This is a genomic window from Streptomyces sp. NPDC059524, from assembly GCF_042749255.1.
In the GTDB taxonomy this organism is placed as follows: domain Bacteria; phylum Actinomycetota; class Actinomycetes; order Streptomycetales; family Streptomycetaceae; genus Streptomyces; species Streptomyces xanthii.
The window spans coordinates 41073-62995 of the sequence record NZ_JBHYTK010000027.1; the positions used below are offsets into that span (position 1 = coordinate 41073).

The 21923-nt window shown below is 72.9% G+C and carries 18 protein-coding genes; 12 read left to right on the top strand and 6 right to left on the bottom strand.

Features of this window, described 5'->3' with window-relative positions; genetic code table 11:
• Positions 1–277 precede the first annotated feature (277 nt).
• On the top strand, positions 278–2272 hold the full coding sequence (locus ACFW9D_RS10930) for a SpoIIE family protein phosphatase (protein ID WP_384620246.1): 1995 nt from the start codon (positions 278–280) through the stop codon (positions 2270–2272).
• 96 nt (positions 2273–2368) lie between these two features.
• Complete coding sequence (locus ACFW9D_RS10935) at positions 2369–3232, top strand: Fpg/Nei family DNA glycosylase (RefSeq protein ID WP_384620248.1); 864 nt, start codon at positions 2369–2371, stop codon at positions 3230–3232.
• Positions 3233–3238: 6 nt separating this feature from the next.
• On the opposite strand, the gene ACFW9D_RS10940 is transcribed toward ACFW9D_RS10935, so the two are convergent.
• Entirely contained in the window at positions 3239–3910 is a 672-nt protein-coding gene (locus ACFW9D_RS10940; protein ID WP_384620251.1) for a hypothetical protein, read from the bottom strand.
• A gap of 62 nt (positions 3911–3972) precedes the next feature.
• Here ACFW9D_RS10940 and ACFW9D_RS10945 point away from each other — a divergent pair, with 62 nt between their 5' ends.
• The 4 genes from ACFW9D_RS10945 to ACFW9D_RS10960 all read left to right on the top strand — a co-directional run bounded on the left by ACFW9D_RS10945 (position 3973) and on the right by ACFW9D_RS10960 (position 8112).
• Entirely contained in the window at positions 3973–4722 is a 750-nt protein-coding gene (locus ACFW9D_RS10945; protein WP_384620254.1) for a LytR/AlgR family response regulator transcription factor, read from the top strand.
• Positions 4723–4790: 68 nt separating this feature from the next.
• On the top strand, positions 4791–5135 hold the full coding sequence (locus ACFW9D_RS10950; RefSeq protein ID WP_384620287.1) for a hypothetical protein: 345 nt from the start codon (positions 4791–4793) through the stop codon (positions 5133–5135).
• Complete coding sequence (locus ACFW9D_RS10955) at positions 5132–6919, top strand: cation acetate symporter (protein WP_384620257.1); 1788 nt, start codon at positions 5132–5134, stop codon at positions 6917–6919. The genes ACFW9D_RS10950 and ACFW9D_RS10955 overlap by 4 nt, the downstream gene beginning before the upstream one ends.
• Positions 6916–8112, top strand: coding sequence for a sensor histidine kinase (locus ACFW9D_RS10960; protein ID WP_384620260.1), 1197 nt, complete (start codon positions 6916–6918; stop codon positions 8110–8112). The genes ACFW9D_RS10955 and ACFW9D_RS10960 overlap by 4 nt, the downstream gene beginning before the upstream one ends.
• A 14-nt stretch (positions 8113–8126) precedes the next feature.
• Here the strand turns inward: ACFW9D_RS10960 and ACFW9D_RS10965 are convergent, their stop codons facing one another.
• Together ACFW9D_RS10965 and ACFW9D_RS10970 are read right to left on the bottom strand one after the other, a co-directional pair.
• Positions 8127–8651, bottom strand: a complete 525-nt coding sequence (locus tag ACFW9D_RS10965; RefSeq protein ID WP_188335672.1) for a hypothetical protein — start codon at positions 8649–8651, stop codon at positions 8127–8129.
• 143 nt (positions 8652–8794) lie between these two features.
• Positions 8795–9331, bottom strand: a complete 537-nt coding sequence (locus ACFW9D_RS10970) for a sigma-70 family RNA polymerase sigma factor (protein ID WP_223206353.1) — start codon at positions 9329–9331, stop codon at positions 8795–8797.
• Positions 9332–9543: 212 nt separating this feature from the next.
• Here ACFW9D_RS10970 and ACFW9D_RS10975 point away from each other — a divergent pair, with 212 nt between their 5' ends.
• Positions 9544–10734, top strand: a complete 1191-nt coding sequence (locus tag ACFW9D_RS10975) for a CapA family protein (protein ID WP_384620263.1) — start codon at positions 9544–9546, stop codon at positions 10732–10734.
• Here the strand turns inward: ACFW9D_RS10975 and ACFW9D_RS10980 are convergent.
• Positions 10721–13702, bottom strand: coding sequence for a glycoside hydrolase domain-containing protein (locus ACFW9D_RS10980; protein WP_384620267.1), 2982 nt, complete (start codon positions 13700–13702; stop codon positions 10721–10723). The two genes, ACFW9D_RS10975 and ACFW9D_RS10980, sit on opposite strands and share 14 nt — an antisense overlap.
• Before the next feature lie 117 nt (positions 13703–13819).
• Between ACFW9D_RS10980 and ACFW9D_RS10985 the strand changes: the two genes are divergently transcribed.
• From ACFW9D_RS10985 to ACFW9D_RS11000, 4 genes are all read left to right on the top strand, one after another.
• Positions 13820–14980 carry an ROK family protein gene (locus ACFW9D_RS10985; protein ID WP_188335668.1) on the top strand — a complete coding sequence of 387 codons (1161 nt, stop codon included), beginning with the start codon at positions 13820–13822 and terminating at the stop codon, positions 14978–14980.
• Positions 14981–15175: 195 nt separating this feature from the next.
• A complete protein-coding gene (locus tag ACFW9D_RS10990; RefSeq protein ID WP_384620270.1) occupies positions 15176–16174 on the top strand; it encodes an ABC transporter permease in 999 nt (332 codons plus the stop codon).
• A complete protein-coding gene (locus ACFW9D_RS10995; RefSeq protein WP_223205850.1) occupies positions 16171–17091 on the top strand; it encodes a carbohydrate ABC transporter permease in 921 nt (306 codons plus the stop codon). The genes ACFW9D_RS10990 and ACFW9D_RS10995 overlap by 4 nt, the downstream gene beginning before the upstream one ends.
• A gap of 73 nt (positions 17092–17164) precedes the next feature.
• Positions 17165–18814: a hypothetical protein gene (locus tag ACFW9D_RS11000; RefSeq protein ID WP_384620274.1), complete on the top strand. Its 1650-nt coding sequence runs from the start codon at positions 17165–17167 to the stop codon at positions 18812–18814.
• A gap of 5 nt (positions 18815–18819) precedes the next feature.
• On the opposite strand, the gene ACFW9D_RS11005 is transcribed toward ACFW9D_RS11000, so the two are convergent.
• Positions 18820–20247, bottom strand: coding sequence for an amino acid permease (locus ACFW9D_RS11005; RefSeq protein WP_188335666.1), 1428 nt, complete (start codon positions 20245–20247; stop codon positions 18820–18822).
• Positions 20248–20347: 100 nt separating this feature from the next.
• Positions 20348–20809, bottom strand: coding sequence for a universal stress protein (locus ACFW9D_RS11010; RefSeq protein WP_384620277.1), 462 nt, complete (start codon positions 20807–20809; stop codon positions 20348–20350).
• A gap of 127 nt (positions 20810–20936) precedes the next feature.
• Between ACFW9D_RS11010 and ACFW9D_RS11015 the strand changes: the two genes are divergently transcribed.
• Complete coding sequence (locus ACFW9D_RS11015; RefSeq protein ID WP_188335664.1) at positions 20937–21812, top strand: polysaccharide deacetylase family protein; 876 nt, start codon at positions 20937–20939, stop codon at positions 21810–21812.
• The last annotated feature ends 111 nt before the right edge of the window (positions 21813–21923 follow it).

Here is a 21923-nt window from a genome sequence, read left to right on the forward strand (position 1 = left end):
GGGGGGCTGAACCCGGGACCCCCCCGCCCTTTACGACGCGACCGCGGGGGCCCCGGCGCTCCGCTGGCGCGGCAGTCCCCCCGCCCGGGCCCCCCGGCCCCGCCCGACCTGCTCCGGACCGCTCCCGCCCCGCGTGCGCGGGCCAGATCCTGCGCCTAGCGTGTGCGGTATGGACGCGGGTGACGGGGCCGGTCAGGATCCTGGGGTCCCCCCGGCCGGGGACAGCCAGGACGATCACGCGCGGGGATTTCTCGAGGCCTATGGGCGCGGGCTGCGGATGGGCAGTTTCGAGTGGGATCTGGAGTCGGGGCTCATGCAGATGGACGCCCAGGCCCGCGACGTGTTCGACCTCCATCCCGACGAGTACGACGACCACCCCGAGACCCTGGCGTCACGGGTCCCGCCCCGCGACGCCCAGCGGCTCGACGCCGTCGTGTCCCAGGCACTCAAGAACGGATCCGAGAACTACGGGGCCTACTTCAGGATCCGCACGCGCGACGGGCTCCTGCGCTGGACCCACACCCGCGGGTACATCCGACGCGACGCCGACGGCCGGCCGCGGCGCATCGTCGGCATCGTGCGCGACGCCACGGAGGAACTCGAGGACGCCACCGTGCAGCACGAGCGCGAGGCCTACTCCGCGGCCCGGCGCCGCGAGACCAGCGTCGTGCAGAGCACCACCGCCGCCCTCGCCCATGCCCGCACCGTGCGCGACGTCATCGAGGTGCTCCGCGAGTCCCACGGCATCGAACGGCTCGGCGCCTCCAACTTCCTGATGGGCCTCGTCCGCGCCGGCCGCATCCACCTCGTCGCCGAGGGCCCCTCCGGCAGCTTCGTGCCCGGCACCCAGGTCACCCGCCTGGACGACCCGTACCCGATGAGCGAGGTCGTGCGCAGCCTCAAGCCCCGCTTCGTCGACTCACCCGAGGACTTCGCCCGCTCCTACCCGCAGTTGTGGCCGCACGTCTCCCACCTCGGCATCCAGTCCGCGGCCTACCTCCCGCTCATCGCCCAGGCCCGCCCGATCGGCGTCGTCGGCCTGCTCTACCACGACCGCAAGGGCTTCGACGAGACCGAGCGCAACGTCCTCATCGCCCTCGGCAGCAGCATCGCCCAGAGCCTCCAGCGGGCCATGCTCTACGAGCAGGAGAAGGACCTCGCCCAGGGCCTCCAGCAGGCCATGCTGCCGCGCTCCATCCCGAACGTGCCCGGCGCCGACCTCGCCGTCCGCTACCGCTCCGCCTCCCTGGGCCGCGACATCGGCGGCGACTGGTACGACGTCATCCCGCTGCCGGGCGGACGCGTCGGCGCCGTCATCGGTGACGTCCAGGGCCACGACACGCACGCCGCCGCCGTCATGGGCCAGCTCCGCATCGTGCTGCGCGCCTACGCCGCCGAGGGCCACACCCCCGCGACCGTCATGGCCCGCGCCTCCGTCTTCCTCCACGAACTCGACACCGAACGCTTCGCGACCTGCCTGTACGCGGAGGCCGACCTGTCCACCGGCGTCGTCCAGTTCGTCCGCGCCGGACACCTCGACCCGCTGCTGCGGCTCACCGACGGCACCTGCCGCCGGCTGCCCGTCGACGGCGGCCTCCCGCTCGGCCTGTCCGCCATGTTCGGCCGGCTCGAGTACCCGGTCACCACCGTCGACCTCGACCCCGGCCAGACCCTGCTGCTGTGCACCGACGGCCTCGTCGAGGAACCCGGCATCGACCTCGACGACGGCATGCGGACCCTCACCGAACTCGTCCGCTCCGGCCCCGCCGACATCGACCAGCTCGCCGACCGGCTGTGCACCTCCGTCGACGAACGCGGCGGCGAGGACGACGTCGCGCTCCTGCTGCTGCGCCGCCGGGGCGCCGGCACCCCGCAGAGCCGCGGCCGGCTCACCGAACACGTCCCGCCCGGCGACCCCGCCGCGCTCAGGGCCGCCCGCCACATGATCCGCGCCGCCGTCCGCGCCTGGGGCGGCCGCGACCGCGCCGACGAGATCGAGCTGGTCGCCGACGAACTCATCACCAACGCCCTGATGCACACCGACGGCCCCGCCGTCGTCACCCTGCGCGTCCTGACCGGCCCCGACCGAAGACTCCGCGTCGACGTGGAGGACACCTCCAGCGCCCTCCCGCGCCGCCGCGAGGCGGGCGACGACGGCGTCTCGGGACGCGGCCTCCTCCTCGTCGACCGGCTCGCCGACGTGTGGGGCGTGGAGGCGCGCGGCGGCGGCAAGTGCGTCTGGTGCGAGTTCCTGACCCCCGCCCACGCCTGACCCCCGCCCGAGGCTGACCCCTGCCCGAGCCTGACCCCCGCCCGCGCCCGAGGCGCCCCTCGGGCCCCGCCCGGCGAACGGTGGCACTCTGGTCCCATGCCGGAACTGCCCGAGGTCGAAGCGCTCAAGGACTTCCTCACCGAGCACCTGGTGGGGCACGACATCATGCGGGTCCTGCCCGTCGCCGTGAGCGTCCTCAAGACGTACGACCCGCCGCCCACGGCCCTCGAAGGCCGCACCGTCACCGGCGTCGCCCGGCACGGCAAGTTCCTCGACCTCGCCACGGACGGCGGCCCGCACCTCGTCACGCATCTCGCCCGCGCCGGCTGGCTCCAGTGGAAGGACCGCCTCCCCGACGGCCCGCCCAAGCCCGGCCGCGGCCCGCTCGCCCTGCGCGTCGCCCTGGAGACCGGCGCCGGATTCGACCTCACCGAGGCCGGCACCACCAAGAAGCTCGCCGTGTACGTCGTCCAGGACCCCGGCGACGTACCGGGCGTCGCCCGCCTCGGCCCCGACCCGCTCGCGGACGCCTTCGACGAGGCCGCGTTCGCGGGACTCCTCTCGGGGGAGCGGCGCCAGATCAAGGGCGCCCTGCGCGACCAGTCCCTCATCGCCGGGATCGGCAACGCGTACAGCGACGAGATCCTCTGGGCGGCCAAGATGTCCCCGTTCAAGCTCGCCGCGACCCTCACCCCGGACGACGTCCACACCCTCTACACCGCGCTGCGCGACACCCTGACCGAGGCCGTCGAGCGCTCGCGCGGCGTCGCCGCCGGACGGCTCAAGGCCGAGAAGAAGAGCGGCCTGCACGTCCACGGCCGCACCGGCGAGACCTGCCCCGTCTGCGGAGACACGATCCGCGAGGTCAGCTTCAGCGACTCCTCGCTCCAGTACTGCCCCACCTGCCAGACCGGCGGCAAACCGCTCGCCGACCGCCGCATGTCCCGCCTCCTCAAATAGCCCCGCTCACCCGGACCCGGCCGGCACGGTGAGCAGCCGCGCCCCGTCCGCGGCCCGCACCTCGAAGCGCGCGATCCGCCCCGGCGACAGCGCCGCCCCGCCGCTCACCCGCGTCCGCTCCCGGCGCACCGCCCAGCTCGCCACCGTCTCCTCGCTGCCGTCCCGCCCCACCGCGACCAGCGCGCACACCCGCGGCCCGCCCCCGTCCCGCACGTCCAGATCCACGGCCGTGCCCCACGCCCGCGCGTCCGCCGTGACCGTCGCCGCGACCCCCGTCCGCGCGTCCCGCCCGCGCAGCGTCACCGCGCCCGGATCCCCGGCCCCACTCCCGCCGGGCAGCACCACCCCGAGGCCGCCCGCGAGCAGCACGAGACCCGCGACGGCCCCCGCCCACCGCACCCGGCGCCGCGCGCCTGCCCGGGCCGCCGCCAGCCGCTCCATGACGCCGCCCAGCGGCACGGGCCGGGGGAACAGCTCCACGCACGGCGGTGTCGCCAGCGCGTACAGCTCCAACAGCCTTGCCATCGAACCCAGTTCCGCCACGTAGGCCGCACACACCGCGCACCGCCCGAGATGATCCTCGTAGCGGAACCGGTCCGCGGCCCCGAGGACCCCCAGCGCGTACGCACCGGCGTCACGATGCCGCTCCCGCGGTCCCGTCCAGTCGTTCTCCTCCACGCCCACGGATACGCGGGAGCCGCCCGGCCCGCTCAACACACCGGCCGATTACACTCCGCCGCATGCTGCGCGCACTCGCCGTCGACGACGAGGAACCCGCCCTCGCCGAACTCCTCTACCTCCTGCGCTCCGACCCCCGCATCCGCAGCGCCGAGGGCGCCACCGACGCCACCGAGGCGCTGCGGCGCATCGGCCACGCCCTGGAGGCGGGACCCGGCGGCGACGACGCCGTCGACGTGCTCTTCCTCGACATCCACATGGCGGGACTCACCGGACTCGACGTGGCCCGCCTGCTCGCCGGGTTCGCCCGCCCGCCGCTCGTCGTCTTCGTCACCGCCCACGAGGACTTCGCCGTCCAGGCCTTCGACCTCAAGGCCGTCGACTACGTCCTCAAACCGGTCCGCCGCGAACGCCTCGCCGAGGCCGTCGGCCGCGTCGCCGAACGCGCCGCCGTCACCGCGCCCCCCGCCACCGTCGCCGACCGCATCCCCGTCGAACTCGGCGGCGTCACCCGGCTCGTCGCGGTCGCCGACATCACCTACGCCGAGGCCCATGGCGACTACGCCCGCCTGCACACCGCCGACGGCACCAGCCACCTCGTCCGCATACCGCTCTCCACCCTCGAGGAACGCTGGCAGCCGCTCGGCTTCGTCCGTGTCCACCGCAGCCACCTCGTCGCCCTGCACCGCATCGACGAACTCCGGCTCGACGGCGGCGGCATGACCGTGCGCGTCGGCGCCGCCGAGATCGCCGTCAGCCGCCGCCACGCCGGCCGCGTACGGGAGCTGCTGATGCGCCGCGCGGGAGGCTGACCAGCCCCTTCCGCCGCCCGCCCGCACCTGCCTACACTCCGCCCGTGTCCGAACCACGCCGCGAAGTGGTGACCGGCGAGCCGCGTACCGCGCACGGCGCGACCGGTCCGTCCGCCCTGCGCACCCAGGGCGAGATCGACGAACAGACGACGCTCGGCGCCGCCTACGTCCGCTCCCTCATGCGCGGCCAACTGCGTACCGGCACCGTCGCGTTCGCGGCCCTCGCCGTGCCCGTCGCGGTGCTGCCCCTCTTCTTCGGGGCGCTCGGCGACCCGGCCGTCGAATGGCTCGTCCTCGGCGCGGGCTGCTACCCGTTCCTCGTCCTCGTCGCCTGGTGGTACGTGCGCCGCGCCGAACGCAACGAACGCGACTTCGCCGACCTCGTCCGCGGCCGTGACACCGGAGCACCGTGAACGAGGCGTACGCGATACCCGCGGTGGCCGTCGTCGTCCTCGCGACGGTCCTGATCGGCGGCTTCGGCCTGCGCATCTCCCGCACCACGTCCGACTTCTACGTGGCCTCGCGCACCGTCGGCCCCCGGCTCAACGCGGCCGCGATCAGCGGCGAGTACCTCTCGGCGGCCTCGTTCCTCGGCGTCGCCGGGCTCGTCCTCGTGCACGGCCCCGACATGCTCTGGTACCCCGTCGGCTACACCGCGGGCTACCTCGTCCTTCTCGTCTTCGTCGCCGCGCCCCTGCGCCGCTCCGGCGCCTACACGCTGCCGGACTTCGCGGAGGGACGGCTCGAGTCGCGCCGGGTGCGGCGGGTGGTCAGCGTGTTCGTCGTCGGCGCCGGCTGGATGTACCTCGTGCCGCAGCTCCAGGGGGCCGGACTTACCCTCCAGGTCCTCACGGGCTCGCCCCGCTGGGTCGGCGGCTCGCTCGTCACCGCCGTCGTCGTGCTCGCGGTCGCCGCGGGCGGCATGCGCTCCATCACCTTCGTCCAGGCCTTCCAGTACTGGCTGAAACTGACGGCGCTCCTCGTCCCCGCGTTCTTCCTCGTCCTCGCCTGGCGCGGCGCGACCCCCGCGCCGCACCTCCCGGCGACGGACCTCCCGCCCACCGGCGCGGGCGCGGGCCGCCCCCTCGCCACCAGCCGCGCCGACCATCCCCTCTACGCCACGTACGGGCTGATCATCGCCACGTTCCTGGGCACGATGGGCCTGCCGCACGTCGTCGTCCGCTTCTACACGAGCCCGAACGGCCGCGCCGCCCGCCGCACCACCGTCGTCGTCCTCGCCCTCATCGGCCTCTTCTACCTGCTCCCGCCGCTCTACGGCTGGCTCGGCCGCCTGTACGCCCCCGAACTGACCGCCGCCCAGGACGCCGACGCCACGGTCCTGCTGCTGCCCGGCCGGATGATCGGCGGCGTCACCGGGGACCTGCTCGGGGCGCTCGTGGCGGGCGGGGCGTTCGCCGCGTTCCTGTCGACGGCCTCGGGACTGACGATGGCCGTCGCGGGCGTGATCAACCAGGACGTGCTGCCCACGCGAGGGGTCCGCCACTTCCGCCTCGCGGTCGTCCTGGCCGTCGTGTTCCCGCTCGCGGGCGCGCTGCTGGTCGACGGGGTGCCCGTGGCCGACGCGGTGGGCATGGCCTTCGCCGTCTCCGCGTCCTCCTTCTGCCCGCTGCTCCTGCTCGGCATCTGGTGGCGCCGTCTGACGCCGCCCGGCGCCGTGGCGGGCCTGTTCGCGGGCGGCGGCTCCGCACTCCTCGCGGTGACCCTGACGGTGTCGGGCGCTGCGACGACGGGCTGGCTGCACACCCTTCTGGCGTGGCCCGCGGTCTGGTCGGTCCCGGTCGGCTTCCTGACGATGATCCTGGTCAGCCTGGCCACCCCCGACTCCGTCCCCCCGCACACCACGGAGACGATGACCCGCCTGCACCTACCGGAGGAGCTGAGGGGGACGGGTGCAGGGGCGCCCCGCAAGGAGCGCGGGGATGTGTCCGCCGACGGCTCCGCCGCGGGGCGCGATGGGTCGACCTCTGGGGTGCACGAAGTGCGCCTTCAGGGGCGCGGGGCCGTGTCTGCTGGCGGCTCCGCCGCGGGGCGCGATGGGTCGACCCCTGGGGTGCACGAAGTGCGCCTTCAGGGGCGCGGGGAACTGCGCGAGCAACCACGTGCAAGGGAAACGCACCCACCGACCGCCGGTCCTACGGCGAAGGAAGCCACCCCCCGGCAGGAGGACCCCCGGTGACCGGCGGAGCCGTCGCCGCACTGGTGGCGCTGACCCCCGTCCTCCTCGCCCTGGGCTACGTCCTGGGGCGCCGGGCCACCCACAAGACCCGCCACAGCGACATCGGTACACCCGTGGAGCGCGCCACCTTCGACACTCTCCACACCGCCTCCCTGGCCGCCCCGCCCCTGCGCGCGGGCCTCACGGAGGAAACGGCCCGCAAATCGGCCCGCCGCCTGCGCACCCTGCTCGGCACGGACGCCCTCGCCCTCACCAACCGCTCCACCGTCCTCGCCTGGGACGGCGTCTCCGAGCACGCCCACGCCGCCCACGTCATGCCCGAACTGACCGCCGCCCTCGCCGGAGGCGGCCGCTCCGTCGCGTTCGGCTGCGGCTGCGGCTCCGTGGACTGTCCGCTGCGCTGGGCGGTCGCCGCGCCCGTCGTCGCGGACGGCCGCGTCCGGGGTGCCGTCGTCGCCTACGCCCCGCGCGAGTCCGCCGTCCTGGCCCGCGCCACCGACGAGGTCGCCCGCTGGGTCTCCGTCCAGCTGGAACTCGCCGAACTGGACCGCTCCCGCACCCGCCTGATCGAGGCCGAGATCAAGGCCCTGCGCGCCCAGATCTCCCCGCACTTCATCTTCAACTCGCTCGCCGCGATCGCCTCGTTCGTCCGTACGGACCCCGAGCGCGCCCGCGAACTGCTCCTGGAGTTCGCCGACTTCACCCGCTACTCGTTCCGCCGGCACGGCGACTTCACCACGCTCGCCGACGAACTGCACTCCATCGACCAGTACCTGGCCCTGGTCCGCGCCCGGTTCGGCGACCGCCTCTCGGTGACACTGCAGATCGCCCCCGAGGTGCTCCCCGTCACGCTCCCGTTCCTGTGCCTGCAACCCCTGGTCGAGAACGCGGTCAAGCACGGCCTGGAGGGCGCGGTCACCCGCAGCCGCATCACGATCGTGGCGACGGACGCGGGCGCCGAGGCCGAGGTCGTCATCGAGGACGACGGCGTCGGCATGGACCCCGGCGCACTCCGCGCGATCCTGCGCGGCGAGGGCGACGCCTCCCACGGGGTCGGCCTGTCGAACGTGGACGAACGGCTGCGCCAGGTCTTCGGCGACGACCACGGTCTGGTGATCGAGACGGCCGTCGGCGCGGGCATGAAGATCACGGTCCGCATCCCGAAGTACCGCGCGGGCGTCCACGCACCCTGAACCCCACAGGAAACTCAGAACAGATGGATCGCCAGATGGCCCAGAGGCAAGCCGAGCCGCCACGCGGGCGTCCACACCTGTGGCCCGTCCTCCTCGTCCGGCACCGGCACCGCGTCCAGGTCCGGCGCCAGCAGCTCCGTCTCCTCCAGCCAGCGCCACGCCGCAGCGGCGAGCGGCAGGTCCGGCGAGGACTGCCCGGACCGCCGCACCTTCGCCTCCCGTTCGGCGAGCGAGGCCCGCACCCAGGACTGCCAGGGCCGGTCGTAGGCGGTCAGCGAGGACCAGGTCTCCAGCTGCGACACCACACGGATCCCGGACAGCTCGTCGCTGACGTCCGAGAGGTAGATGGTGAGGGCGAGCGCGTCTCTGCCCGCGCGGAACTCGAAGGACGTGGGCGGCATCAGATCGCCGGTGCGCAGCAGCTCGTCCGCGATGTACTCCGCGTACAACCAGGCCATGGGCACGGCGAGTTCACCGCCCGGCCCCTGTGCGCCGCCGCCCTCGGCGCCCGCCGCGCCGTCGTGGCTCCCGTACCGCATGTCCCTGTCCGCCTTCCTCCGGTCCGTGCGTGCGCCGGTCCCGGCCCGCCCCGTCGACTCACCGGGCAGGACAGCGGATTACTCAACCGAGGAAATTCCCCACCGGGCAGGCGCTTTACCGATGCTTGACCCGGCCGCCGGTTTCATCGCAGGTCGGGCGCGTAACCCGGAAGGACCCTGCGCAACGCCCGCAACGCGTAGTACGCACGGGACTTCACGGTACCCGGGGGAATGCCGAGCGCGCGTGCGGCCTCCGCCACACTGGCGCCCTTGAAGTAGACCTCCAGCAGCACGGCCCGGTGCTCGGGGCTGAGCGTGGCCACCGCCTCCCGCACGTCGAGCGCCGCCGCCGACCGCTCCGCGTGGTCCGCGCAGACCCGCGCGTTCTCGAGCACCGCGTCGCCCACCTCGGCGGGCCGGGCGAGCCGGGCCCGGCGGGCGTCGATGGCGAGCCGCCGCCCGACGGTGAACAGCCAGGGCCGCACCGACTCGTGCTCCGAGCGGAGCGCCTCCGGATGCTGCCAGGCCCGTACGTACGTCTCCTGGACGAGGTCCTCCGCCCGCTGCCGGTCGCCGTCGCACAGCCGCAGCAGGAACGCGTAGAGCGGCCTGCCGTGCTGCTGCTGGACCTGCGCGAGGTCCGCCTCCGTCGTCCTGGGTGTCCTGAGCGCCGTCGTCATGCGCGTATGGCAGCGCAGGGGGCCGTCCGCGCCCAGAGCCCCGGCGGCGGTGTGCGCCGGACGGTCGATGCGCTCGACGAGCGGTGCGGCGAACGGGTCGAGCGGGGCCGTGCCCCGGTCCGGCGCCTTGACTCCACCCATTTGTCATATGTGGATATTTACGGCAATCCGCCCGCGTCCCCCGTATCTCACCTGTTCAGGGAGCCCGATCGATGACGTCGAAGACACGCAGCAGCACCCGCGGCAGCACCCGGCGCACGGCGCTGGTCCTCACGGCCGCCGCGCTCGGCCTCGGGGCCGGCTGCGCGGCCCCCGGCGCCGGGCCGGGCGCCGCTCCGCCCCACAAGGCCGCCCCCGCCCCCGCGCCGGCCGTCCGCCCGTTCACGCTCGCCGCGTCCGGTGACGTCCTGCCGCACTCCTCCATCATCGAGAAGGCGCACGAGGACGCGGGCGGAACCGGCTACGACTTCCGCTCCATGCTGGCCGGCATGAAACCCGTGGTCTCCGGCGCGGACGTGGCGATCTGTCACATGGAGACGGTCTACGGCGCCCAGGGCGACTACAGCGGCTACCCCGACTTCAAGTCCCCGCCCGAGGTCGCCGCGGGCCTGAAGGAGACCGGCTACGACTCCTGCTCCGCCGCCTCCAACCACACCCTCGACGACGGCGCCGACGGCATCGCACGCACGCTGGACGCCTTCGACAGGGCGGGGGTGAAGCACACGGGCTCCGGCCGTACCGCCGCCGAGGGCCGGGCCCCCGCCTGGCTGAAGGCGGGCGGCGCCCGCATCGCCCAGCTCGCCTACACCTACGACACCAACGACCACCCCATGCCCGAGGGCAAGCCCTGGTCGGTGAACCTGATGGAGCGGCAGCGGATCGTCGAGGACGCCCGCGCCGCCCGCCGCGCCGGCGCCGACGTGGTCGTCGTCTCGCTGCACTGGGGCACGGAGTGGCAGGACGAGCCGGACGAGCGCCAGGTGGGCCTCGGCCGCGAACTGACCGCGTCCACCACGAACGGCCGCCCCGACATCGACCTGATCCTCGGCACCCACGCCCACGTCCCGCAGGCCTACGAGAAGGTCAACGGCACCTGGATCGTGTACGGGATGGGCGACCAGATCGCGGGCGAGATGTTCAATCACGACGGTGCCCGCGACGCCCGCGGCAACATGAGCTCGGTCGGCCGCTTCACGTTCGCGCCGCCCGCCCGGGACGGGCAGCGCTGGCAGGTGACCAAGGCCGAGTTCGTCCCGCAGTGGTTCGACGTCTCCACGGGCCGCGTCGTCGACCTGGGCCGCGCCATCGACGAGGGCGCCGACCTCGGAGGCATCCGCGACGCCGTCCGCCAGGTCGTCCTCAGCCGCGGCGCGGCCCGTGACGGGCTCGTCATGGCGAAGTGAGCCGGGGCCCCTCGGCCGCGGGGCGCAGCCGCAGCAGCAGGCCCCGTCCGGGCTCGACCCGGACCGGGCCGCCCGCGGCGTACTCCCGCTCCTCCTGGAAGGCCTCGATCCCCGGCGCGGACGCCGCCACCTCCGCGCCCGCGAGCGTCAGCCGGCAGTCCACCGGGTCCTCCGCCCAGGACGCGAGCGCGACGGTCGTCGCCCCGTCGGGGCCGCGCCACACGGTCGCGAGCACCGCGTCGTCGCCGGTGCCCACCGCGGTGTCGCCGCCCCACCAGCCGGTCATCTCGGCGCCGGGCAGGCCCAGCGCGTCGAACGCCCGCCACAGCGGCCGCACATCGGTCATCGGGGCCCGCGCCGTCATCCCGAACACGAGCCCGCGCCACGGATTGCCGCCGCCCTCCAGCATCTCGCCCATCAGTCCGAACGGGATCCCGGAGACCTCCACGAGCCAGTACGCCGGGTCCGTCGCCGCGTAGTCGAACAGCTCGCCGAGCCACAACCGGTCCACGTACGGCAGCAGTTCGGCGTACAGATTGGCGCTGGAGGCGAAGCCGTCCGGTGCCCGGAACTGGTTGCAGGAGTGCAGGTCCACCACCGGCGGCGGGCCGCCCGCCCCGGTCAGCGCCTTGCGGACCCGCTTCATCGTGGTCCGGTCGTAGGCCACGTCGTCCAGGTACAGCCCGTCGACGCCCAGCCGCTCGCGCAGCCGCCGCACCCCCGCCACGTAGAAGTTGTGCCAGCGGGACTCGCCCGTGGTGACCGCCGCGACGTCCCGGACGTCGGAGGCGACCCAGCCGGGCACGTGCGCCTCGCCCAGATGCTCCCGCAGCCAGGCGTGCCCGCCGCCCGGACCCGCCGCGAGGACCTCGTCCCCGAAGGAGGCGAGCACCCGCAACTCGGGGGAGTGCCGCGTCAGTTCACGCACCGTGTCGTACACCTTCACGCGCACCCCGAGCGCGTGCGCCCGGTCGGTGTAGGCGCGCAGCACGTCGGCGGCGAGCAGCGGGTCGTTGATGTACGGGTTCGGGGGAGTGGCGTGGTGCAGGTTGACGACGTTCGCCCCGTACCGTGCGACCTCCTCGGGCGTGGCGTACGCGTGGTAGTAGCGGTCGGTGAGCTGGGTGCGCGGGGTGATCGGTTTGAACGGTGTGAGCAGCAGCCGCAGTTCGAAGCGGCGCCGTTCGCCCGCCCGCAGCCGGACCGGACCGCTGTGCGCGGTGACGGTGCGCACCCCGTCCGCCGTGCGCAGCCGGACGCCGCCGAGACCGTCGTCGCCCGCCCAGGAGCGGGGCGTGACCAGCGGCTTCTCCCGGTAGTAGTTGGTGTTCAGCGGCCGGGTGTAGTGCTCGTCGCGCAGCGAGAGCTGGAGTCCGGCGTGCGCCGAGCCGAGCCACAGGGAGTCCTGGTTGCGGGTGGGGGTGTCCCAGGTCCAGTCGTACGTGTCCGGGCAGTCCCGCCCGGTCAGGCCGAGCCCCATCACGTACCGCGCGAGCGGCTCGCGGACGGGCACGTCGAGCGTCACGTCGGGGAGGTCGAGGTCGGCGCGCGCCTCCACGCCGATCCGCAGGACGAGGAAGCCGTCGGCCTCCAACTCGCCCTCGGTGTCGACCAGGAGCGCGTCCGAGGAGGCCCTGATCTTCCAGGTGACGCGGCCCGGACCGGGCTGCTCCGAGGTCAGCGGGCCGAGGGCGAGCGCATGTCCGAGTTCGAAGCGGACCGGTCCGGCCAGCAGGTCGTGGGGCGGCCCGTCGACGGCGGTGACGGCCGGGGTGAACGTCGACACCAGCCGGTGCGGCAGCCCGTCCGCGCCGAGGTGGACCCGCCGGCCGAGCAGCCCGAGCTCGCGCCCGCCGTCCGGCCCCTGCGCGCAGGTCACCGGGGTGAACGGAGGGACCACGGTGTCGTCGTGCCCCTCCGTGCTGTCCAGCCAGGCCAGCCGGGCGAGGCGCTCCGGCTCACCGGTCCCGCCGTCCACCGCCGCGTGCCCGGTGACCGTGAGCCGGACCGGCAGAACCCGCGGGACCGCGCCGGGGGCGCTCACCTCGACCTCGCCCTCGTACGCGCCAGGCGCCGCGTCCGCCGGGACCTCCGCGAGGAACCACAGCGCGTCGACCCCGCCCGCCGGCACGTCCACCCGCCGCGTGAGCGGACGGCCGCGCGCGTCCGTGCCGCCCAGGCTCGGGCAGCGCACCGGGAACGGCAGCCCCCGCACCCGCGCCGTCAGTCCGGCCAGGTCCGTGCGCGCGTACACGCCGACCTGGAACGCGAAGAACTCCCCGCGGTCCGCAGTGCCCTCGTACGGGGCGCCGGGCACCCCGCGCGCCCAGCGGGCGGGCAGCCGCCCGTACCGCCCCAGAGGGTGCGCGCGGTCCTCGCCGAAGAGCATCAAGTCGGCGTCCGGATCGGCGAGTTCGAGCTTGTGCCGTTCGTCCTCGGTCGCCGCGAAGCCCAGCGGGGCGAAGGAGTCGACGGCGCTCGCCGCCTCGTAGCGGAACGCCTCGGCCCGCGGCAGCCGCCCCCACCCCGCGTCCGGCCCGTCGAGCCCGTGCGCGTGCACCCACGCCGGATCGGCGGTGCGCACCGGCTGCCGGTACACGGCCTGCGGATAGTAGGCGCGGCCGGTGTGCGCGTACGGCAGATAGTGCACCGCGTACGTCCCCGGCCCCTCGACGGGCTCGAAGGCGATCCGGCCCCGCTCCGCGGTCACCTCCACCGCCAGCGTGTTGCGCACCCGGCGCCCGGACGGTGCGAGCACCACCACGTCGACCAGATGCGGATCCGGATCCCGGCGCCGCCACGGCAGTTCCGCCCCGAGGACCGGTCCTGCCTGTGCGGCGCGGACCAGGACGCGGTGGTTGCCGTAGGCCTCGGTGTCCCAGTCGCCGACGCCGCAGGCCAGCTCGGGATGGCCGTCACCGGCCGGGAGTTCGACGCGTCGTTGCTCAGCCGTGCGGTGCTCACCCATGCGTGGTCCCCCAGGGGCGCTTTTATTAGGTAAGTTGCTCAATCACTCCGGGTCACCCTGGGGAGTCACCGATCATGCTGTCAAGGGGGACACCTTGGATCGGGGGGAGCCGCGCCCATGAGAACCAGTCACGACGACAAGAGCGAGAAGCGCGACAAGCAGGACAAGAGCGGCGATCCGTCGCTGCTGCGCCGGCTGAACGCGGCCGCGGCCCTCCGGGTGCTGCGCGAGCGCGCCGAGATCACCGTGCCCGAACTCGCCGCGCTGATCGGTGTGTCCCGGCCCACCGCCCAGGACCTGACCGCGCAACTGCTGCGCGAGGGGCGCCTGGTCGAGCTGGAGCCCGGCGCCGGCGGGGTCGGCAGGCCCGCCCGCCGCTTCCGCTTCCGCGCCGAGGCCGGGCACGTGCTCGGCGTCGACGTCGGCGCCCACAAGGTCCTCGTGCTCGCCACCGACCTGCTCGGCCGCACCGTCGCCTCCCACCGGCTGCCGGTCACCCCCGAACTGAGCGCGGCCCGGCGGCTCGACGCCGTGCGCACCGCCGTCGCCCGCTGTCTCGCCGGACCCGCCGCGGCCGGCCTGCGCCCGCTCGCCACCGGCGTCGGCACCAGCGGCATGGTCGACCCCGCGGGCCGTGTCGTCACCGTCAGCGACTCGCTGCCCGGCTGGAGCGGCGTCGACCTGAGCGCCGCACTCACGGGCCACGCCCCGGGCCGCGTCGTCGTCGGCAACGACATCCAGCTCGCCACCCTCGCCGAGGGCACCGCGGGCGTCGCCGCGGACACCGACGACTTCCTGTACCTGTACGTCGGCAACCGGCTCGGCATCGGCCTGTGGCTGCGCGGCGAACTGCACCGGGGGCACCACGGAGCCGCCGGCGAGATGGTCGCGGGCGACGGCTGGACCGTGCCCTACCAGCGGCTTCTCGACTGGTTCGCCGGGCACGGGGGAGAGGCGCGCCCCACCCGGGAGAACGCGGCCCGCGCCGTCGTGCGCGCCGCCGCGGCCGGTGACGGCGGCGCCGCCTACACCCTGCGGGCCTTCGCGCACGCCCTCGCCGACAGCCTCGCCCGGCACGTCGCCGTGCTCGACCCGCGGGCCGTCGTGCTCGGTGGCGGGATCTCGCGGGCCGGCACGCTGCTGAGCGAGCCGTTCGCCGAGCGGCTCGCCGCGCTCACCCCGTGCCCGCCCGAAGTGCGGACCTCCACGCTGGGTGAGGAGTCCACCGCGATCGGGGCGGCCCGCCTCGCCCTGGACCACGTCGAACGGCCTGTTTGACGGGCTCCCCGCAGAAAAGTCCAAGCCTCACCGACGAAGAGTCCAACTCCCCGGGACCGGCAGGCGGTTGACGTGCCCTCCCGCCGCTTCCATGATGACTCTCCAATTCAGAAAGTTGCCTTCTTTATTGGTGGCCGCCTTCCCGGCGTCTCGGCGCTCCGGGCGGCCGCACCCGTCCCGTCGGTGGGAGTACGCGTGTCTTCCCCAGCAACTGAACGGCGCGTCCGTGCCGCCTCGCCGCCCGCGCCCGCCCCGGCACGGGCGGGGAGGCGCACCCTCAGGAGCCGTCCGCCGCTCGCGCGCCGGCTGCGCGACAACTGGGTGATGCTCGCCCTGATGGCGCCCGGCCTGCTGTTCTTCGTCGTCTTCTTCTACGTCCCGATGCTCGGCAACATCGTCGCCTTCGAGGACTACCAGCCCTTCATCGGCTTCAAGGACAGCGCCCTCGTCGGCCTCGCCAACTTCCAGGAACTCTTCGCCGACCCGGCCTTCTGGGAGTCCGTCCGCAACACCCTCGCCTTCGCCGCCCTCCAGCTCGTCTTCTTCTTCCCCGCCCCGCTGGCCCTCGCCCTGCTGCTCAACAGCCTGGTCTCCAGCCGCGTGAAGAAGTTCGTGCAGAGCGTCGTCTACCTCCCGCACTTCATCTCCTGGGTGCTGGTCGTCGCCCTGTTCCAGCAGGTACTCGGCGGCGCGGGCCTCGTCTCCAACTTCCTGCGCGACCACGGCTTCTCGGCCCTCGACGTGATGACCGACCCGCACGCCTTCCCCCTCCTGATCACCTCCCAGGTCATCTGGAAGGACATCGGCTGGGGCATGATCATCTACCTCGCGGCGCTCGCCAACGTCGACCAGAGCCTGTACGAGTCCGCCGCCGTCGACGGCGCGAACCGCTGGCGCCGCATGTGGCACGTGACCCTGCCCGCCGTCCGCAGCGTCACGATCATGCTGCTCGTGCTGCGGCTCGGCGACGTCCTGTCCGTCGGCTTCGAGCAGTTCCTGCTCCAGCGCGACGCGGTCGGCGCCCGCGCCGCCGAGGTCCTCGACACGTACGTCTACTACCACGGCGTGGTCTACGGCGACTGGGGCGTCGGCGCCGCCGCGGGCCTGGTCAAGGGTGTCGTCGGCGCCCTCATGATCTGGGGCGCCAACAAGCTCGCCCACGCCTTCGGAGAGCAAGGGGTGTACAGCAAGTGACCTTCTCCCTGCCGCTGTTGAAGCCCCGGCCCGAGGACGCCCGCCCCGCCTGGGAGGAGCCGCCGAGCCCGCTCGGCAAGAGCGCCAAGGCCGTCGTCCTCACCGTCATCTGTGCCGTGATGATCCTGCCGTTCCTCACGGTCCTGTCCACGAGCCTCGCCTCCCGCGAGGAGATCACCGCGTCCGGCGGCTTCGTCCTCTTCCCGACGGACCCCACCTTCGAGGCGTACACCACGATCCTGTCCGGCGGCCTCGTCACCCGGGCCGTCCTCGTCAGCATCGGCATCACCGTCGTCGGCACGACGCTGTCGCTCCTGACGACCGTCGGCCTCGCCTACGCCCTGTCCAAGCGGGGCGTCCCCGGCAGCAAGCCGGTCCTGCTCATGGTCCTGTTCACCCTGCTCTTCGCGCCCGGCATGATCCCCATGTACGTCCTGGTCAAGGAGCTGGGGCTGCGCGACTCGTACTGGTCGCTGATCCTGCCCGGCCTGATCAACGCCTTCAACCTCGTCGTCATGCGGGCCTTCTTCATGAACATCCCCGAGGAGCTCTACCAGGCCGCCCGCATCGACGGCGCCGGCGACTGGCGCGTCCTCACCCGCATCGTCATGCCGCTGTCCAAGGGCGTCATCGCCGTCGTCGGCCTCTTCTACGCCGTCACGTACTGGAACGCCTTCTTCAACGCGATGCTCTACCTCGACGACTCCGGCAAGTGGCCCATCCAGGTGGTGCTGCGCAGTTACGTCGTCCAGGGCAAGGCCATCACCTCCGACCAGCTGGGCGTGACCCACATGGCGCCGCCGCAGTCCATCTCCATGGCCGTCGTCATGCTCGCGCTGCTGCCGATCCTGCTGCTCTTCCCCTTCCTGCAGAAGTACTTCAGCAAGGGCGTGCTCACCGGCGCGATCAAGGGCTGAGCCGGCCCGCGATCCAGGGCCCCTCCGGCCCCAGCCCCCGTACCTCCGTCCCCGAACCCGTGTGGAGTCGATCATGAGCACCGGTGTGTCCCGACGCCGTTTCCTCGGCCTGAGCACCGCCGTCGCGGCGGGCGCCGCCTCCTCCTTCCTCACCGGCTGCGGAAGCTCCACCGCCGGCAAGGGCGAGGCCGCCTCCGCCAAGGTCAAACTGCCCGCCTACGTCCCCTTCACCGGCGTCAAGCCCGACCTGCCGCCCAACGCGAAGGGCCTGTCCGCCGGCTTCCTCTCCTACCCCAAGGAACTCGCGCAGAGCGTCGCGAAGGTCCCCGGCGACGGCTCCAAGGTCTCGATGCTCACCGAGATCTGGGTCCAGCCCCCGCTGCCCAAGGGCTCCAACGCCCACTGGAAGCAGGTCAGCTCCAAGCTCGGCGTCGACCTGTCCGCGATCCTCGGCACCGACCCCGGCTACGAGGAGAAGTTCCCCGCGATCGTCGCCGGCGGCGATCTGCCCGACCTCATGTGGATCCCGCCCAACCAGGGCCTGCAGCACATCGCGCAGCTCCTGGAGTCCAAGATGGCCGACATCACGGAGTACGTCTCCGGCGACGCGGTCAAGGACTACCCGAACCTCGCCAACATGACCCCGGCGCACTGGAAGACCGCCGTTGTCAACGGCAAGATCTGGGGCGCCCCCAGCCCCTACCCCGCCCTCGGCCAGGTCTACGGCGGCAACCCCAAGATCTGGGCGAAGGCCGACGGCTTCTCGGCGCAGAGCACCGAGGAGTTCATGGACAAGTGCAAGGAGGTCACCGGCGGCAACACCTGGGCCCTCGAACCGATCTACGGCAACGCCGTCAGCGTTCTCAGCCAGTGCTACGGCGCACCCAACAAGTGGGGCCGCGACAAGAGCGGCAAGGTCACCTTCTGGATGGAGTCCGAGCAGTACCTCGAGGCGCTCAACTTCGTCGTCAAGCTCAAGAAGGCCGGAGTCTTCTACCCCGGAGACCCCAAGATGGCCGACGCCTACCTCAAGCTGGCCCAGGGCCGCATCGGCGCCTGCGTCTACGCCAACCCGACCGGCGCCCGCAAGGACACCCGCACCAACGACCCCGCCCTCGCCGCCGAGATCCTCATCCCCTTCGACGCCGACGGCGCCAAGGCCAACGCGCACTACCACGCGTTCGGCACCATCGGATACACGGCGATCAAGAAGGGCAGCGAGAAGCGCGTCCGGATGATGCTGGAGATCCTGAACTACCTCGCCGCGCCCTACGGCACCAAGGAGCGCGAGTTCCTGGAGTTCGGCGCCGAGGGCAGCGACTTCACCTACGACGACAAGGGCTTCCCGCAGCGCACCAAGAAGGGCAAGCAGGAGGTCGAGGGCCTGTGGAGCGGCCTGGCCACCGCCACCACGGCCCCCTTCGTCCTCGCCCCGTCCGTCTTCCCCGGCAGCCACGGCGTCCAGGACGTCAAGGACATGTACGGGGTCGAGCAGGAGCTCCTGCGCACGGCCGTCCAGAACGCCACCGTCGGCCACTACTCGGACGCGTACACCGAGCACTACGGGCGCCTGTCGACCGAGGCCAACGACCTGGTCAACGACATCGTCGCCGGACGCCGCAAGATCAGCGAGTGGAAGCTGTTCTGGTCGGAGTGGGGCCCCAAGGGACTCGACAAGATGAAGCAGGAGTTCCAGAAGTCCCTCGAGGCCGGTGACGCGTGAGGTGACTAGGACTCGGTGCGGTTCAGCTCGGACCTCTTGTACGAGTACCCGAAGTAGATGACGAGCCCGACCACGAACCAGACGGCGAACCGCACCCACGTCTGCCATTCCAGGAACGTGATCAGCCAGATCGAGAAGACGACGCCGATCGCGGGCACGAACGGCATGCCCGGCGTGCGGAACGTGCGCGGCAGCTCCGGCTGCCGGTAGCGCAGCACGATCACCGCGACGCACACCACGACGAACGCCAGCAGGATGCCGATGTTGGTCAGCTCGGCCGCCTCGCCGATCGGCAGGAACCCGGCGATGGCGGCCGACGCGAACCCGACGATCCACGTCACGCGCGTCGGCACGTGCCGCGTCGGATGCGTCTTCGCGAACCACTTCGGCAGCAACCCGTCACGCGACATCGAGAACCACACGCGCGTCACACCCAGCATGAACGTGAACATCACGGTGAGGATGCCGATGATCGCGCCGACCGCGATCACGTCCGCGAGCCCGCTCAGACCGACCGACTTGAACGCCGTCGAGAAGCCGCTCTCCGGGTCGATGTCCTTGTAGTTCTGCATGCCCGTCAGCACCAGGCAGGCCAGCACGTACAGCACCATCGAGATGGCCAGCGAGTAGATGATCGCCTTCGGCATGTGCCGCTGCGCGTCCTTGGACTCCTCGGCCGCCGTCGACATCGCGTCGTAGCCGAACACGGCGAAGAACACCGTCGCGGCGCCCGTGAACGCCCCGCTCACCCCGAACGGGAAGAACGGCGTGTAGTTCCCGGTGTCGATGTGGAAGAAGCCCACCGCGATCACCACGATCACCACGAGGACCTTCAGCACCACGACGACCGTCTCGAAACGGGCCGCGTTCTTGATGCCGAGCGTGAGCAGATACGCGATCAGCAGACACAGCAGCGCCGCGAACAGGTCGACCTTGTGCCCGTCACCCGTACCGGGCGCGCCCAGCATCCACTTCGGCAGCTCCAGGCCCATCTCCCCGAGCAGGAAGCTGAAATAGCCGGAGATGCCGATGGCCACCACCGCGACGATCGCCGTGTACTCCAGGAGCAGGTCCCAGCCGATGAACCAGCCCACCAGCTCGCCGAGCACCGCGTACCCGTACGTGTAGGCGGAGCCGGCCTTGGGGATCAGGCCGGCGAACTCGGCGTACGACAGGGCGGCCGCCGCGCTCGCCACACCCGCGATGAGGAACGAGATCAGCACGGCGGGGCCGGCCTTCTCGTTCGCGACCGTGCCCGCGAGCGTGAAGATGCCCGCGCCGATGATGCCGCCCACGCCGATCGCGGTGAGCTGCGTCAGACCGAGTGTGCGGGTCAGCTGTGCCGACTCGCCACCCGCCCCGGACTCCGTGTCCTCGATCTGTTCGATGGGCTTGCGGCGCAGTACGCCCTGTCCCATCCGTAGTTTGGCCATGGGGTTCACCTCTTCGCAGGTGCGACGGCTGACGGCCGCTCATGATGCACCTGCGGGGGCGTGTTCGGAAGAAGGCACGCCCCGGCCCGCGCCCCCGGTTCTACGGCACCACGGTCACCGGCCAGCGCCCCGCCTTCACCAGGCGCACCGCCACCGAGCCGATGATCCGGTGCCCCGCCTGCTCCGACGCCCCGACGACCACCGCGTCCGCCGTCAGCTTCTCGGCGGCGGTGACCAGGCCGTTGTACGGGTCGCCGCGGAAGGTGTGGAACTCCCACCGCAGGTCGTATATGCCCTTCGCCCGCTCCACGCCCGCGCGGATCTCGGCGATGAGCCCCTCCGCGACCTCGTCGGTCACCTCGCCGACCGGCACCCCGAGGGCGGTCCCGGCCGCCATCACGGGCTGCACGTACACGACGGCGAGCAGGGCGTTCTGCCGCCGGGCCAGGCCGGCGGCGTAGGCGGCGGCGCGGAAGGAGGAGTCCGAGCCGTCCATGCCGACGAGGATCACCTTCGGGCCGTCCGTACCGCGTTCGAACTGTGGGGGCTGCTGTTCGTTCACGCCGAGAGGCTAGCCGAAAGTCCCTGGTGGGGGCACCGGTCGGACGGCCCCGGCTGAACGGGTGCTTTCGCCCGCGCCCGCAGGTGTCGCGGGGGGCGCACGGCGGGGCGCGTGCGAGGCATTAAGCATGAAAACAGATCAGGACACCGCGGCTCCGGCCCGGCATGCGGCCTCGGGCCGGCGCACCTTCCTGCGCGGGTTCACCGCCGTCGCCGTGGCCGCCCTCACCGGCTGCTCCGCGACCGACCGCGCGGGCGGCCCGTCCGGCGCGAGCCCGAGCGCGGCCCCCGCCGCCGGCGCCCCCGCCGCCCGGCCCCTCGCACCCTCCGCCTACCGGCTGCGGCCGATCGGCGGGTACGGGCCCCAGCGCACCGCCCCGCAGCGCCTCGCGGTCCGGCGCGCGCCCTTGCTCAGCATGGACTTCGGACCGGACGAGCGGGCCATGGTGCTCACCTTCGACGACGGCCCAGACCCGCGCTTCACCCCCGAGATCCTGCGCACCCTGCGCCGCCACGAGGTGCGCGCCATGTTCTTCGTGTGCGGCGAGATGGCCGTGGAGAACAAGGACCTGCTGCGCGAGATGGCCGACGACGGCCACGTCATCGGCAACCACACCTGGACGCATCCGCTCCTGACGAAGCTCACCCGCGCGCGCATGCGCCCCGAGATCGAGCGCACCTGCGAGGTCGTCCAGGACGCGACGGGGGAGGCCCCCGCCTGGTTCCGCGCCCCCTACGGGGCCTGGAACCGCTCCGCGTTCCGCCTCGGCGCCGAGCTCGGCATGGAGCCGCTCGCCTGGACCGTCGACAGTCTCGACTGGACCACGCCGGGCACCCGCACGATCGTCTCCCGGGTGCTGGGCGGCGCCGCGCCCGGCGTCGTGGTCCTCAACCACGACGCCGGCGGCGACCGCGCGCAGAGCGTCGCCGCCCTGCACAGATACCTGCCCCGGCTGCTCGACGACGGCTACCGCCTGACCGTGCCGCGCCGCCGGGGCCTGTGAGCCGACCTGGTGTGGCGGGGGGGCGCGCCCCCGCCCACCCCCCGGGGGGACCACGACCGCTATCGGCGTGGCGAGGTGGGGAGAGTATACCCCCCCCCCCGAGTGGTAACC